A 13,748-nucleotide genomic window follows, 5' to 3' on the forward strand; every position below is an offset into this window, starting at 1 on the left:
AGCCTGCATCGCGCCCGTTGATCAGGTCGCATGACACTCGCCGGTCCATTCTAGCGAACCGCCCGTGGAGTACCGGTAGAGGTTTCCATCGAATCCCCAGGCCTCTGCGATCGAAACGCCCGCATTTTTCAACGTGAGCCCACCGAGCCGCGATGCCGGTCTCAGAACGTCTCCGGAAGATCGACATGCCAGTACCGCCGATATTGCTCCCGGTATGCCGTCGCGTCGATGCCGTCAGGGGTGCTGGAAAACCTGACGCCCCCATGCGTCACGCTCTGCCAGACGCGCGCGCCCAAGGCGCGGTAGCGCGCCACCACACGCGGCTTCGGATGACCGAAGCGGTTGCGATAGCCGGTTTGAAACACCACGTGAGCGGGCGACACTGCTGCCACAAACGCGGGCGTCGACGACGTCGCACTGCCGTGGTGGGGCGCGAGCAGGATGTCCGAGCGCAACGCCAACGCGGGAAGCCCCATGCCTCGCGACATCATCGCCCTTTCTTGCGGCGCCTCCGCATCGGCCGCGAGCAACGCGCTGTGCCGCGCGTTCGAGATGCGTAACACGCAACTAACGCTATTGGGTCCGTTTTTCCCGCCCCATCCCTCCCTCAACGCGGTCCTGTCGGGGTGCAAGAACCGAAAGGTAATGCCATCCCATGTCCATTGCTGCCCGACAAGACAGGTCCGATGCGACTGCGCGGCCCGACGCACCCTGTGCCCCTGAGGCAACGACGAGAATAGCGGCGTCGATGGGAACGCCCGCAGCACGCTCAGCGCACCACCGAAGTGATCGTCGTGCGCATGACTGACGACCATGCGATCGAGCCGTTGAACGCCCAACGCTCGTAAATAGGGCACGATCACGCGTCGACCGGTATCGCTGCGCCGCCCGATGGGCGGCCCGGCGTCGAAAAGCAGCGTGCGCGTTGCCGTTTCGACCACCACCGCATTGCCCTGCCCGATGTCGAGCATCGTCACGCGAAACTCGCCCATCGCAGGTCGTACCGCCGACGCAAGAAACGCCGGCCCCATGAGCGCAAACCCGGCAATGCGAACGCCAAGCCGCAGCATCGATCTTCCACACCCTCCGGATGGCATGGGCATGAGGCAGACGACCACACCGGCGACAGCAGCGGCTTGCGCCCACACGGGCGAAACCGGCGCACGCCACACTGCCCAGGGGACCGCCGCGAGCATGCCGAGCCAGTCCGCGAGCCAAGCCACCACCGCATGCGCGACGGCGAGCGGCCAATGCGCCAGCCCGACGGGCAGCAGCAGGCTCACCAAGGCGAGCGGCGTCACGATCAACGTCATGACAGGAATGGCAACGGCGTTCGCCAGCGGGCCGAGCAAAGGCACAGCGCCGAACCATGCCAACGTCAATGGCACCAACCCGATCGTGACCGCATACTGCGCGCGTGCCGCTTTCGCCAGTCGAACGCCAAGCACGCCGCCCCAAAACCCGACCGTGCCACGCAAGCGCACCTGCGCCTGCCCACCCCCGTGCCTGCCGCTCGATGCATCGCCCGCCACATCGACGTGCGCCGGGCCTGCGACATCCACCTCCGTCCCCTCGGATTGGCGACGCGTCGGGACCAGGGGCGTCTCCCGACGCCTGCCCGCCATCACCAGCGCCGCGACCGCGCCGAACGAGAGCCAAAGGCCGGGCGTGACGACTGCCCACGGATCGAGCGCGACGACAACCGCCAAGGCCCATGCGAGCACATACGAGGGTGCCGCGAACCTCCCGCTCAGCAGCGCCAGGACGACAATCGTCACCATCCCCACCGCACGCCTGACCGGAACACCCCAGCCAGCCACCGCACCGTACGCCACCGCTGCCAGCAAGCCGGCGACCGCCGCAGCCTTCGGTGCCGGCCACCAAAGCGGCAAGCTGACGCGCCGAAAGCAGGACCGACGCCAAAGCACCCCGACCAGTCCCGCAAATGCCCCAGCAACCAGTGACACGTGCAGCCCGGAGATCGCCAGCAGATGACTGACGCCCGTATCGGCAAAGGCTTGCCAATCGTCGTCCGCTATATCGCTGCGCTCGCCCAGGGCCAGCGCCATCAGCACACCGCCGTATCGCGCCGACGCCCCCAGCGCTGTCCGAAAGTCGTCCCGCAGGCGCTCGCGCCAGGCGGCAAAGCCATAGCCCGGCATCGGCCCCACCTGTAATCGAAGCGCTCGATGTTCCCGTGATGCCAAGTCCTTGCCGTAAGACGGCCTCACATATCCCGACGCACGAATTCCTTTTACCAGCGCCACCAGCTCGGCATCGACACCGTGCCAATTGGCGAAGCCTCTCGGCACCTTGAGCCGCACCGGCAATCGCCATCGCTCCCCCGCCCGTGGCAGGCTCGGGCCGGGTGTCGCCCGCCGCTCGCCCGGGTGCGCGGCGGCCATGGCACCGCCTTCGTGGACGCCGGAGCGTTCGCCGTCCACGCCAATGTCGCGACGCCGCCCGCGCTTCCGTCCGAATTTGCCCTCGAACGACGCGCGCCCCGACCAAACCAGTTCGATATGCCTCGGTACGTGAACGGCCGCGCCAGCAGGGCCCGCGACGAAGGCCTCCTCGACGTCGAATGCGAACCGCACGCCGTCTCCGGTAGGCGCCGGCAGCCCCGCGACGACACCCGTCACCGTCACGTCCACGCCCTCCAAATCGGGGGGCAAACGATCGTTGAGCCTTGCCTCGGCACGCCACGCTGCCCAGGCGTACCCGCCGACACCGGCGCAGACCGCGAGTACCATCACCGTCACGTATCGCCGCCAATCGGCGGCAACTGCACCTGTGCGCTCTGTCCACCCCGTCCGCTCCGTCCACCTCGCCACGCCATCGACGTTGCCTCCGACCGACTTACAGGGAGCGGCATCGCCGTCTTCCCGGCGCCTCGATGCCATCAAAGCGATCCTTAACGTGCCTAGCGCCCCCACACCGAACACACCTCCGGCGATGCCGACGGTCACGGCGAACCACCGCCCTGCCGGCAATACGGGCACCTGTTGCAGCCACCAGATGCCGGCGACCCAAGCGAGCAGCACAACTCTCATGACGTCACCACGTCATGTCCGCCTATCCGCGCGACGCCGTAGCGTCAGCGCGAATGCCCGGGAGCGTCTTCGGAAATCGGAGAGGAGAGAGAAGCGTTGGCCGCAGCGCCGTCACCGGGCCTCATCGCCATGGCGCCGGACAAACGCGGCAGCACTCGCCACGCATTCGCACACGCGGCTTTCGACAGCGCGTCGGAGGAAACGCCCCGCAGTTCCGCCAATACTTGCGCAATGCGCGGCAGTTCCACGGGACTATTGCGTTGCTTGTAGCGCCATTCCGGTGCGATATCGGGAGCGTCCGTTTCCAGCACGATGGACGAGAGCGGCATTTCCACCGCCAGACGGCGAATCTGCAACGCCCGGTCGAACGTCATCTGTCCACCGAACCCCAGACAGAATCCACGCTCGACGAACATGTCTGCCTGCTGGCGGCTTCCGTTGAACGCGTGCGCGATACCGCCACGCGGCGTGAAGATGCGCAGTTGTTTCAGCAAGGCATCCTGCGACCGGCGGACATGGAGGATCACGGGCAAATCGAAGTCGCGAGCGATCTTCAACTGCTCGACATAAAAGTATTGCTGGCGCTGCGGATCGAGCGTGTGGACGAAGAAATCCAGCCCGATCTCGCCAATGCCGACGAAGCGCGGATCGCTCATCGCACGCGCCACGGCACGACGCAGCGTGACGAGGTCGTCGTCACGCGCGCTCGGCGTGTAAAGCGGATGAATGCCCAGCGCATAGGCCCCGCCGGGTATCGCGCCCGCAACCGCACGCGCGGCGTCGAACGTGGCGCATTCGACGGCGGGCACCACGAGGCCCGTCACGCCCGCAGCAACGGCGTCGGCAATCACGGTCTGGCGGTCTGCATCAAACTCGGCCGCGTCGAGATGGCAATGGGTGTCGATCCACATGGTCAGGTGTCCTTGAGCGTCAATTCTACGGGTCAGTGACAAGGCTCGCACGTCGCGCCGGCCATGACCATCGGACAACACCGCATCCGGGTCTAGGACGTTGCCGAAAATCACGCCGAGCACCCACCGCAAAAATGCAAAACGCCGGGGCATTGCCCGGCGTCTCCTGATACTCGGCCAGCAAACTTGCAAAGCTCAAGCCGGCTCCAGCACACCGTCTCGCAACCGCAAGGCACGGTCGCAGCGACGCGCCAGATCGATATCGTGGGTGACGATCACGAAGCTGGTTCTGAGCGTCTCCGACAGTTCCAGCATGAGCTCGAACACGGTCTCGGCGGTATGCCCGTCGAGGTTGCCGGTCGGCTCGTCCGCCAGCACACAGGCCGGCTGCGTCACCAGTGCCCGCGCCATCGCCACGCGCTGACGCTCGCCCCCCGACAACGCCGATGGACGGTGCTTCACTCGCGACCCGAGCCCCACGCGTTCGAGCATCACCTGCGCCGCGGCGCGCGCCTGCTCGGTCGGCAGACGACGAACGCGCAACGGCATCGCCACGTTATCCAGTGCGGAGAACTCAGCCAGCAAATGATGGAACTGATAGACGAAACCCAACGACTGGTTGCGTTGCGCGGTCTTGTCGCGCTCGCGCAGCGACGAAAACGGCTTGCCCAGCAGCGACACTTCGCCGCGCAACGGATCGTCGAGCCCGCCCAACACGTGCAGCAAGGTGCTCTTGCCCGAGCCGGACGCCCCCACGATCGCGACCTTCTCGCCAGGGGCCACGTCAAGGCTGGCCCCGTTGAGCACCGTCACGTTCAACTGGCCTTGGCGGAACGTCTTGTGCAGATCTCTCGCGCTCAGCACAGGGCCGTCGTACGCCAGATTCGGCACGGGGGCCATCGATTGATTCGCGTTACTCATAGCGCAGGGCCTCCGCCGGTTTGACGCGCGAGGCACGCCAGCTCGGATAAATCGTCGCCAGTGCCGAGAGAATGAAGGAAATCACCCCGATACGGATCACGTCGGACGACTGCAGATCCGAGGGCAATTCGGAAATGAAGTAGATGTCTTGCGGCAGGAAGTGAATCCCCAACAAGCGCTCGATGAAAGGCACGATGGTGCCGATGTTCACCGAGATCAGGCAGCCCAGCCCCACGCCGAGCAGCGCGCCCGCAAAGCCGATGGTCACGCCCTGCACGATGAAGATCTTCATGATCGAGCCGGGCTGCGCGCCGAGCGTACGCAAAATGGCGATGTCCGCATACTTATCAGTCACCGTCATCACGAGCGACGACACCAGATTGAACGCCGCGACGGCAATGATGAGCGTCAGGATGATGAACATCATGCGCTTTTCGGTCTGCACCGCCACGAACCAGTTCTTGTTCTGCTGGGTCCAGTCGCGCACCCACATGTTGCCCGACAGCGTTTTGGCCAGTTCCCGCGCCACGAGCGGTGCCTGCTCCATATCCTGAATTTTCAGACGCACGCCCGTGGGCCCGTCCAGGCGGAACAGCGTCTCTGCGTCATGCAGATCGATCAACGCCAGCGAACTGTCGTACTCGTAGTGCCCGGCCGTAAAGATCGCGACCACGGTGAATTGCTTCACACGCGGCAACACCCCCGCCGGCGTAATGGTGCCCTGAGGCGCAACCAGCGTGATTTTGTCGCCGATGCTCACCCCCAGCGCTCTCGCCAGCTCCCTGCCGAGCACGATGCCGAAGCTGCCGGGCGTGAGGTTCGAGAGGGTGCCGTCGGTGATCTGTTTGCCGAGATCGGAGACCTTGGCCTCCTCGCCGGGAACGATGCCGCGCAGCACCACACCGCGTACGTTGTCGTCGCGCGTGAGCATGGCCTGCTCGCCGACATACGGCGCAGCCGCAATGACGCTCTTGTTCTGTAGAGCTTCGGCGGCCGTCCGCTGCCAGTCGGGCAAGTTGCCGTCGACCGCGAAGACCTCGATGTGCGCCAGCACGGAAAGCATGCGGTCCCGAACTTCCTTCTGGAAGCCATTCATCACCGAGAGCACTACGATGAGCGCCGCCACGCCCAGCGCAATGCCGGCCATGGAAATGAAGGAAATGAAGGAAATGAAACCGTTGCCGGATGATCGCTTGCCGGTGCGCGTATAGCGCCAGCCGATCTGCCATTCGTATGGGAATTTCAAACGGATTCCTGATTCTTGATAAGGATCGATCGGAACGCACCGACGCCGGCCTTCGCCAGCGCTGGTCAGCCACCCAAGCCCCGCACCCCGGCCCCTGCCCGGCGTGCTGGACGGCACGTTCCGTACCTGACGTCAGGGTCACCCAACTGCCAGCGCGAAGTTTGCCATACAATTCGCCTCGACATGGATACACCTGCCCTGCACTTTCTCTTGCCGTTCGCGCTCCCCGCGTCGGCTCATCTGCCCGCACTGCTGGCCGAATTGGAGTTGCCCGCGCTCGAAAAGTTGCTCGCGCGCGGCGTTCAGTCGGCGCAGGACGTGCCGGAAGACCCTTTCGTCCCCACACTGCCCCACGAGCGCTGGCTCGGCGACGCCTTCGGCCTGCCCGGCGGCCCGGCGCGCGCCCCGCTTGCGCCCTTCATGTTGCTAGAGGACGGCGGCACGCTCGACACCCGATTCTGGTACTGCGCGCAACCCGCCCACATCCACATCGCCACCGACCATCTGGTCCTGACGGATCCGGCCGAGCTGGAATTGAGCGCTGAGGATTCTGCCGCCCTTTTCGCCACGGCGCATGCGCTGTTCGCCGAAGAAGGCGCCGAACTGATCGCCCCGCGCCCGGACCGGTGGTACGTGAGTGCCCCGGCGCTCGGCGACCTGCTCACGGCATCGCCCGGACGTGCCGCGGGGCGCAACGTCGACATCTGGCTGCCGCAAGGCAAAGCCGAACTGACCTGGCGGAAGTGGCAGAACGAAGTGCAGATGGCGTGGTACGACCACCCGGCCAATCAGGCGCGCGAAGCACGCCGGCTGCCGCCGGTCAACGCACTCTGGCTGTATGGCGGCGGTCAGCGCATCGCCGCTCCCCGCATGAACCGTCCGTGTGTGACCGTTCTGGCTGACGCCACCGCAACGCGCGGGCTGGCAAACCATATGCAGATTGCGTTGCACCCGACATCTGCCGGCATCGGGAGCGCCGATGGCCGCACGCTGGTGCAGCTCGACACCCTGACACCGCATTTCCTGATGGAAGACTGGGCGCGCTGGCGCGATGCGCTGGTCGACATCGACCGTACGTGGCTCGCGCCCGCCCTGGCCCGCGTGACCAAGGGACAGGCCCGCGAGGTTGCACTGACCCTGTGCGGCGACAGCCACAGCGTGACGATCCGCGCCCGCAGCGGCGATCTGCGCAAATTCTGGCGCCGCCAGACGTTGCCGGCCCGTATGACTGCGATGGCCCGACTCGGCGAGCAAGTGGCATGACCGACATCGTCACCCGCCGTGTCGACGATGCAACGGCCGACGCGCTGTCGCGCGACGGCATTCATCCCGTGCTTGCCCGCCTGTTCGCGTCACGCGGCGTGTCGGAGAGCGCCGAGACCGAAACCGCCCTCGCCCGCCTGATACCGCCTACGCAACTCAAAGGGGCGCAAGAAGCGGCCGTATTTCTTGCGGACGCCATCGCCGCCGGCAAGCGTATGCTCGTCGTGGCCGACTACGATTGCGACGGTGCGACGGCCTGCGCCGTGGCCGTACGCGGGCTACGCATGTTCGGTGCGAAGGTCGAGTATCTCGTGCCCAATCGCTTCGAGTATGGCTACGGTCTCACGCCAGAAATCGTCACGCTGGCCGCAAAGGGCAAGCAAGGTCCGCCCGACGTCCTGATTACGGTCGACAACGGTATCGCCAGTCTCGACGGCGTGGCTGCCGCGCAGATGCTCGGCATCGAAGTCGTCGTCACCGACCACCACTTGCCGGGCAGCGAGTTGCCCAACGCGCGCTGCATCGTCAACCCGAATCAGCCCGGATGCGAGTTCCCCAGCAAGCATCTGGCGGGGGTCGGCGTGATGTTTTACGTACTGCTGGCATTGCGCGCGGAGTTGCGGGGACGCGGCGCGTTCGACGCCCGCGAGCAACCGCGTCTCGATACGCTGCTCGACCTCGTCGCGCTGGGAACCGTAGCGGACGTGGTCAAACTCGACGCCAACAACCGCATTCTGGTGGCGCAAGGCCTCTCGCGCATGCGCGCCGGACGGATGCACCCCGGTATCAACGCCCTCTTCCGGGCGGCCGCCCGCAATGCGCGTCAGGCCGGCAGTTTCGATCTCGGTTTCGGCCTCGGTCCACGCCTGAACGCTGCGGGGCGGCTCGCCGATATGTCGCTGGGCATCGAATGTCTGCTCACCGACGACGACGCCCGCGCCTGGACGCTCGCGCAGGAACTCGACGCGATGAACCGGGAGCGGCGCGAAATCGAAGCCGGCATGCAGCAGGAAGCGCTGGCGGATCTGGCCCGTTTCGATCCCCGCACGGCAACCACGCTATGTGCGTTCAACGAAACGTGGCATCAGGGCGTGATCGGCATCGTGGCCGCGCGCCTCAAAGAGAAGTTCTATCGGCCGACCATCGTGTTCGCCCCGGGCGACGACGGTCAGATCAAAGGCTCGGGCCGCTCGATCCCGGGTTTTCATTTGCGTGACGCCCTCGATCTGGTTACCAAGCGCGAACCCGGCCTGATCGGCAAGTTCGGTGGCCACGCGATGGCGGCCGGCCTGACCATCGCCGCCGATGCACTGCCGCGCTTTCAGGCGGCGTTCGAAGCCGTCGGGCAGGCTTGGCTCGATGAAAAGGCGCTCTCGCGCGTGATCGAAACCGACGGCGACATCGGCGACGATTGCTTCGTGCCGCCATTCGTCGCCATGCTCGACGCTCAGGTCTGGGGACAAGGCTTCCCGCCGCCGGTCTTCTCCGGAGAGTTCGAGGTCCTCTCGCAAGCGATCCTCAAGGACAAGCATCTGAAGCTACAACTCGGCCGAGGGCGCATGCGCTTTAACGCCATCTGGTTCAATCATGCGGATACGCTGCCAAGTCGGGCGCAGTTCGCGTATCGGCTCGCTGCGGACACCTTCAACGGCGTATCCCGCGTGCAGATGATCATTGAACACGCACAGGGCTGATGCGGTCGATGTCGGCGACGTAACTACGCGGGCTGCGCTTCAGCAACGTATTCGCGCATGACGCGCAGGAACGCCTCGCGCGCCGGATGCACGTCGACCCCACGGTGCCGGACAAAGAAGTTCGGCACCGCCGCCAACTCCTCCATCGCATGACCGATGATGTTCGCCTCCTGCCGGTAGCGCTGATAGATACCGCGTGGCACGAGGGAGTAGCCCACGCCGGCGCCCACACAAGCGACGATCGTGGCGTAGCTGCCGTAGCTCAGGATGCGTCCCGGCGTGACCGCGTTCGCCGCGAGCCACTGCTCCATCGTGCCGCGATACGGACAGCCCGGCGGCCACATCAGCAACGTGGCACCTGCCAGATCGGACGCCTCGCGCACCCGCCCCACCCGCGCCGGTGCGACCAGCACGATCGGCTCGCGGTAAATCTCGTCCGCCACGACCGACATTTGCGTCTGCGCCTCCAGACACGCCGTACCGGCAATGAGCGCCGCGTCGACACGACCATGCTGAATTTCGTCGAGCAGGTTCAGCGACGTATCCGTCACCAGATTCAGGCGCACCTTCGGATACGCGGCATGAAATCGGGCCAGCACGGCCGGCAACCGCGACGTGGCCGACGATTCGATCGCCCCCAGGGAAAAGTCGCCCGACGGCTCGTTCGCCGGGTTCAGCGCAGCGCTCGCTTCACGCGATAGCGCCAGAATCCGGTCGGCGTAGCCCAGCAGCGTGCGCCCGCTCGGGGTGAGTTGCAACCGGCGTCCCTGCCGGTGAAACAGTTTGACGCCGACGGCGTGTTCGAGCGACCGGATACGCGCCGTCACGTTCGACTGCACGCAATGCAGCGCCTCGGCTGCGCCCGACACGCTACCCTCGTCGACGATGGCTTTGAAAGTCTGAAGTTGCAGAAAATCCATGAGAGGCCCCGGGGGCGAAGCGCTTCGCGACGACACTGCGTGCGCCAGAAATCGGCAACGTCGGTCGGCGCGTACGCCTGAGATGGTACGTGACGGACGTCGACACTTCAATAATAGTGAACGGAATCTCCTAAACAATTCACTTTTTTAGTGATAGGGAAAGGCATAAGCTTCGGGTTATCCCTAGTGCGACGTGCGCCCAAGCATCCCGCTCCCGGCCCTCACGTCGCCCCCTTGTGAAGGAAGTCACATCATGTACCGCCCTCTGTCCGCCGCCGCCAACCTCAACGCCTACGCTCCGGTGGTTGCTGCGCCGGTCACGCCGCTCGGTCTGTTCTTCCGCGTCGTCGACCAGTGGCGCATGCACTATGAGCAGAAGCTTCAAGCCGAGGCGCTGGCATCGTTCGACGACACGTCGCTCGCCGACGTGGGCTACGCTCGCGACGCATTCGGTCTGCGTCAGACGTCGCGCTGAAGCACTGTCCGAAAGTCGTCAAAAACCCCCGAAAAGTGAGGGAAACGGGGGCTTCGCTGCGCTATAATTGCGGTTTTCCCGAATTCGCAACCGTCATAGCTCATGGAAGCAGAACGCCTCAACGCCCTCGAATCCCTGCTCGCCGACCTTCGCACTCGCGTCGGCGAGCTCAGGGGGTATCTTTGACTTCGATGTCAAGCAAGCTCGCCTGATCGAAGTCAACAAAGAACTCGAAGATCCCAACATCTGGAACGACGCCAAGCGTGCGCAGGCACTGGGCAAGGAGAAGAAGGCGCTCGACAGCGTGGTCACGAATCTGACCGAACTCGACGCCGGCATCTCCGACACGCAGGAGTTGTTCGACATGGCCCGTGAAGAGGGCGACGAAGACTCCCTTCTGGCGCTCGAGAGCGACACGCAGGGACTCGAAGCGCGCGTGGGCGACATGGAGTTCCGCCGGATGTTCAACAACCCGGCAGACCCGAACAACTGCTTCATCGACATTCAGGCCGGTGCCGGCGGTACCGAGGCCAACGACTGGGCCGGTATGCTCCTGCGCCAGTATCTGCGCTATTGCGAACGCAAGGGCTTCAAGGCCGAAGTTCTCGAAGTGTCGGATGGCGACGTCGCCGGCATCAAGAGCGCCTCGCTCAAGGTCACCGGCGATTACGCATACGGCTATCTGCGCACCGAGACCGGCGTGCACCGTCTGGTACGCAAGTCGCCGTTCGACTCGTCGGGCGGCCGTCATACGTCGTTCGCCAGCCTGTTCGTGTACCCGGAAGTCGACGACTCGATCGATATCGAAATCAATCCGGCCGACGTGCGTACCGACACCTACCGCGCCTCGGGTGCAGGCGGTCAGCACATCAACAAGACCGACTCCGCCGTGCGTCTGACGCACATTCCGACGGGCATCGTCGTGGCGTGCCAGAACGACCGCTCGCAACACCGTAACCGCGCCGAAGCGTGGGACATGCTCCGCTCGCGTCTGTTCGAACACGAGATGCGTAAGCGTCGCGCGGAGCAGGACAAGCTCGAATCGAGCAAGACGGACGTGGGCTGGGGACATCAGATTCGCTCGTATGTGCTCGATCAGTCGCGCGTCAAGGACCTGCGCACCAGCGTCGAGACCGGGAATACCGGCAAGGTGCTCGACGGCGATCTGGACGACTTCATCTCCGCGAGTCTCAAGCAGGGAGTGTAAGGAATGGCGTTTGTCCGCACGCTAGCCGTGTGGGTGGTGAGCGCGTTGTGTCTGCAGCGCGCCGCCGTGGCTGCCCCGGCGAGTACGCCAGGTGCACCGGGTGCAAGTCCCGAGACGGGACCGTACCTGCATGAACTGCTCAAGCGCCCGGATTTTTCGGGCGCTTATGCACGCATCGTTGCACCGCGAAATGTGCCCGCGTGGGTGCGTCAGGGCGGAACGTCGACGCCGTCGCAGCGCGTAAGCGTTGCCGGCAAGCCCTGGCTGCTGGTGCAGAGTTGCAAGCCGCATGACTGTCCGAGCGAGTACGTCCATATCCTGTACGAACCGCGCTCGCAAACGATCGCGGCGCTGTTTGTGCGAGACCCGAGTGCAGCGGCCAACGCCAGCCCGCACCAAGACCGCACCGAACTGATCTGGCTGGGCGCGCCCGACGGCTCGCTCAAGAATGCCCTGCTCCACACGCTGCGTTTTACCGAATAACTTCATCGTTCGCATCATGACCGATCAAAACACCCAGGCCGATTCGGCCAATCAGGCCAACGACCTGCCGCAGGACGACAACAAGCTCATCGCGGAGCGTCGCGAAAAACTGACGGCGATTCGCGCGGGCGGCGTAGCGTTCCCGAACGATTTTCGTCCCGAGCAGCACGCCGGGGACCTGCAAGCACGCTACCAGGACGTCGACAACGAAACGCTCGAAGCCGAACCTGTCGCCGTGTCGGTGGCCGGTCGCATGATGCTCAAGCGCGTGATGGGCAAGGCCGCGTTCGCCACCGTGCAAGACGGCAGCGGTCAGATTCAGTTCTTCATCGGCCGCGACGATGTCGGCGCCGATTCCATGGCTGCCTTCAAGGGCTGGGACATCGGTGACATCATTGCCGCCACCGGCACGCTGTTCCGCACGCGTACCGGTGAACTGTCGGTCAAAGTCAAGACGCTGCGTCTGCTGGCCAAGGCCCTGCGTCCGTTGCCGGACAAGTTCCACGGCCTGGCCGATCAGGAAACGAAGTATCGCCAGCGCTACGTCGATCTGATCACGTCGCCGGAGACGCGCAACACGTTCCGCGCGCGCGCCAAGGCCATCGCGTCGATTCGTCAGTACATGACGAACGCCGACTTCATGGAAGTCGAAACGCCGATGCTGCACCCGATTCCGGGCGGCGCCGCAGCGAAGCCGTTCATCACGCATCACAATGCGCTCGACATGCAGATGTATCTGCGTATCGCGCCGGAGCTTTATCTGAAGCGCCTGATCGTCGGCGGCTTCGAGCGTGTGTTCGAAATCAACCGTAACTTCCGTAATGAAGGCGTGTCGCCGCGTCACAATCCGGAATTCACGATGATGGAGTTCTACGCGGCTTATACGGACTACCGCTGGCTGATGGACTTCACGGAAGCCCTGATCCGTCGCGCCGCCGTCGACGCACGCGGCACGGCAACCATCGAATATCAGGGTCGCGAACTGGATCTGTCCAAGCCGTTCCATCGACTGACGATCGTCGAGGCGATCCTGAAGTACGCGCCTGAGTACACCGAGGCGCAACTCGCCGATATCGACTTCGTGCGAGGCGCACTCGCCAAGTACGGTGTCAAGACCGATGCACCGCAGTTCAAGAATGCCGGCCTCGGCGCGCTGCAACTGGCGCTTTTCGAAGAGACTGCCGAAAGCCAGTTGTGGGAGCCGACCTTCATCGTCGATTACCCGGTGGAAGTCTCGCCGCTGGCTCGCGCCTCGGACACGCTCCCCGGCATCACCGAACGCTTCGAGCTCTTCATTACCGGTCGCGAAATTGCCAACGGCTTCTCGGAACTGAACGATCCGGAAGACCAGGCCGCACGCTTCCGCGCGCAAGTCGATCAGAAAGACGCCGGCGATGAAGAAGCTATGTACTACGATGCCGACTACATTCGCGCCCTCGAATACGGCATGCCCCCGACGGGCGGTTGTGGCATCGGTATCGATCGCTTGATCATGCTGCTCACCGACAGCCCCAACATTCGCGACGTGCTGCTTTTCCCGCATCTTCGTCGCGAAGACTGATCGTCCGGCACGCA

Annotated in this window: 11 protein-coding genes; 6 read left to right on the forward strand and 5 right to left on the reverse strand. The window is 64.6% G+C overall.

Annotation, left to right across the window (positions count from 1 at the left end):
* Positions 1-161 precede the first annotated feature (161 nt).
* The 4 genes from PAN31108_RS08335 to PAN31108_RS08350 form a co-directional block, all read right to left on the reverse strand.
* Complete coding sequence (locus PAN31108_RS08335; RefSeq protein ID WP_150668401.1) at positions 162-3,053, reverse strand: ComEC/Rec2 family competence protein; 2,892 nt, start codon at positions 3,051-3,053, stop codon at positions 162-164.
* A 44-nt stretch (positions 3,054-3,097) separates the two neighbouring features.
* The gene (locus tag PAN31108_RS08340; RefSeq protein ID WP_150668402.1) at positions 3,098-3,964 is read right to left on the reverse strand and encodes a TatD family hydrolase; all 867 of its coding nucleotides are present in this window, start codon (positions 3,962-3,964) and stop codon (positions 3,098-3,100) included.
* A 195-nt stretch (positions 3,965-4,159) separates the two neighbouring features.
* Entirely contained in the window at positions 4,160-4,885 is a 726-nt protein-coding gene (gene lolD, locus PAN31108_RS08345; protein ID WP_150668403.1) for a lipoprotein-releasing ABC transporter ATP-binding protein LolD, read from the reverse strand.
* The gene (locus PAN31108_RS08350; RefSeq protein WP_150668404.1) at positions 4,878-6,131 is read right to left on the reverse strand and encodes a lipoprotein-releasing ABC transporter permease subunit; all 1,254 of its coding nucleotides are present in this window, start codon (positions 6,129-6,131) and stop codon (positions 4,878-4,880) included. Before PAN31108_RS08350 ends, lolD begins: the two co-directional genes overlap by 8 nt.
* A 183-nt stretch (positions 6,132-6,314) precedes the next feature.
* Here PAN31108_RS08350 and PAN31108_RS08355 point away from each other — a divergent pair, with 183 nt between their 5' ends.
* The gene (locus tag PAN31108_RS08355; RefSeq protein WP_150668405.1) at positions 6,315-7,394 is read left to right on the forward strand and encodes a regulator; all 1,080 of its coding nucleotides are present in this window, start codon (positions 6,315-6,317) and stop codon (positions 7,392-7,394) included.
* Positions 7,391-9,088 carry a single-stranded-DNA-specific exonuclease RecJ gene (gene recJ / locus PAN31108_RS08360; RefSeq protein WP_150668406.1) on the forward strand — a complete coding sequence of 566 codons (1,698 nt, stop codon included), beginning with the start codon at positions 7,391-7,393 and terminating at the stop codon, positions 9,086-9,088. The genes PAN31108_RS08355 and recJ overlap by 4 nt, the downstream gene beginning before the upstream one ends.
* Before the next feature lie 23 nt (positions 9,089-9,111).
* Here recJ and PAN31108_RS08365 read toward each other — a convergent pair whose 3' ends face one another.
* Positions 9,112-10,008, reverse strand: coding sequence for a LysR family transcriptional regulator (locus PAN31108_RS08365; protein WP_150668407.1), 897 nt, complete (start codon positions 10,006-10,008; stop codon positions 9,112-9,114).
* A 253-nt stretch (positions 10,009-10,261) separates the two neighbouring features.
* Between PAN31108_RS08365 and PAN31108_RS08370 the strand changes: the two genes are divergently transcribed.
* The 4 genes from PAN31108_RS08370 (at position 10,262) to lysS (ending at position 13,734) form a co-directional block, all read left to right on the forward strand.
* Positions 10,262-10,483 (forward strand): hypothetical protein, encoded by a 222-nt coding sequence (locus PAN31108_RS08370; protein WP_150668408.1) that lies wholly within the window; start codon positions 10,262-10,264, stop codon positions 10,481-10,483.
* A gap of 102 nt (positions 10,484-10,585) precedes the next feature.
* Positions 10,586-11,690 (forward strand): peptide chain release factor 2 gene (gene prfB / locus PAN31108_RS08375; protein WP_174994898.1). Its coding sequence is split into 2 segments (ribosomal slippage): positions 10,586-10,657 and positions 10,659-11,690, totalling 1,104 coding nucleotides; the frame shifts between segments, so codons are not numbered across the junction.
* 3 nt (positions 11,691-11,693) lie between these two features.
* Positions 11,694-12,173, forward strand: a complete 480-nt coding sequence (locus PAN31108_RS08380; protein WP_150668410.1) for an Ivy family c-type lysozyme inhibitor — start codon at positions 11,694-11,696, stop codon at positions 12,171-12,173.
* Positions 12,174-12,189: 16 nt separating this feature from the next.
* The gene (gene lysS, locus PAN31108_RS08385; RefSeq protein ID WP_150668411.1) at positions 12,190-13,734 is read left to right on the forward strand and encodes a lysine--tRNA ligase; all 1,545 of its coding nucleotides are present in this window, start codon (positions 12,190-12,192) and stop codon (positions 13,732-13,734) included.
* Positions 13,735-13,748: the final 14 nt, after the last annotated feature.

This window comes from Pandoraea anhela, assembly GCF_902459655.1.
GTDB lineage: Bacteria > Pseudomonadota > Gammaproteobacteria > Burkholderiales > Burkholderiaceae > Pandoraea > Pandoraea anhela.

Excerpts from the sequence above, each read along its gene's own strand:
- recJ (WP_150668406.1), top strand. The coding sequence starts at position 7,391 with ATGACCGACATCGTCACCCGCCGTGTCGACGATGCAACGGCCGACGCG.
- PAN31108_RS08380 (WP_150668410.1), top strand. The coding sequence starts at position 11,694 with ATGGCGTTTGTCCGCACGCTAGCCGTGTGGGTGGTGAGCGCGTTGTGT.
- lysS (WP_150668411.1), top strand. The coding sequence starts at position 12,190 with ATGACCGATCAAAACACCCAGGCCGATTCGGCCAATCAGGCCAACGAC.
- PAN31108_RS08370 (WP_150668408.1), top strand. The coding sequence starts at position 10,262 with ATGTACCGCCCTCTGTCCGCCGCCGCCAACCTCAACGCCTACGCTCCG.
- PAN31108_RS08355 (WP_150668405.1), top strand. The coding sequence starts at position 6,315 with ATGGATACACCTGCCCTGCACTTTCTCTTGCCGTTCGCGCTCCCCGCG.
- PAN31108_RS08365 (WP_150668407.1), bottom strand. The coding sequence starts at position 10,008 with ATGGATTTTCTGCAACTTCAGACTTTCAAAGCCATCGTCGACGAGGGT.
- PAN31108_RS08335 (WP_150668401.1), bottom strand. The coding sequence starts at position 3,053 with ATGAGAGTTGTGCTGCTCGCTTGGGTCGCCGGCATCTGGTGGCTGCAA.
- lolD (WP_150668403.1), bottom strand. The coding sequence starts at position 4,885 with ATGAGTAACGCGAATCAATCGATGGCCCCCGTGCCGAATCTGGCGTAC.
- PAN31108_RS08340 (WP_150668402.1), bottom strand. The coding sequence starts at position 3,964 with ATGTGGATCGACACCCATTGCCATCTCGACGCGGCCGAGTTTGATGCA.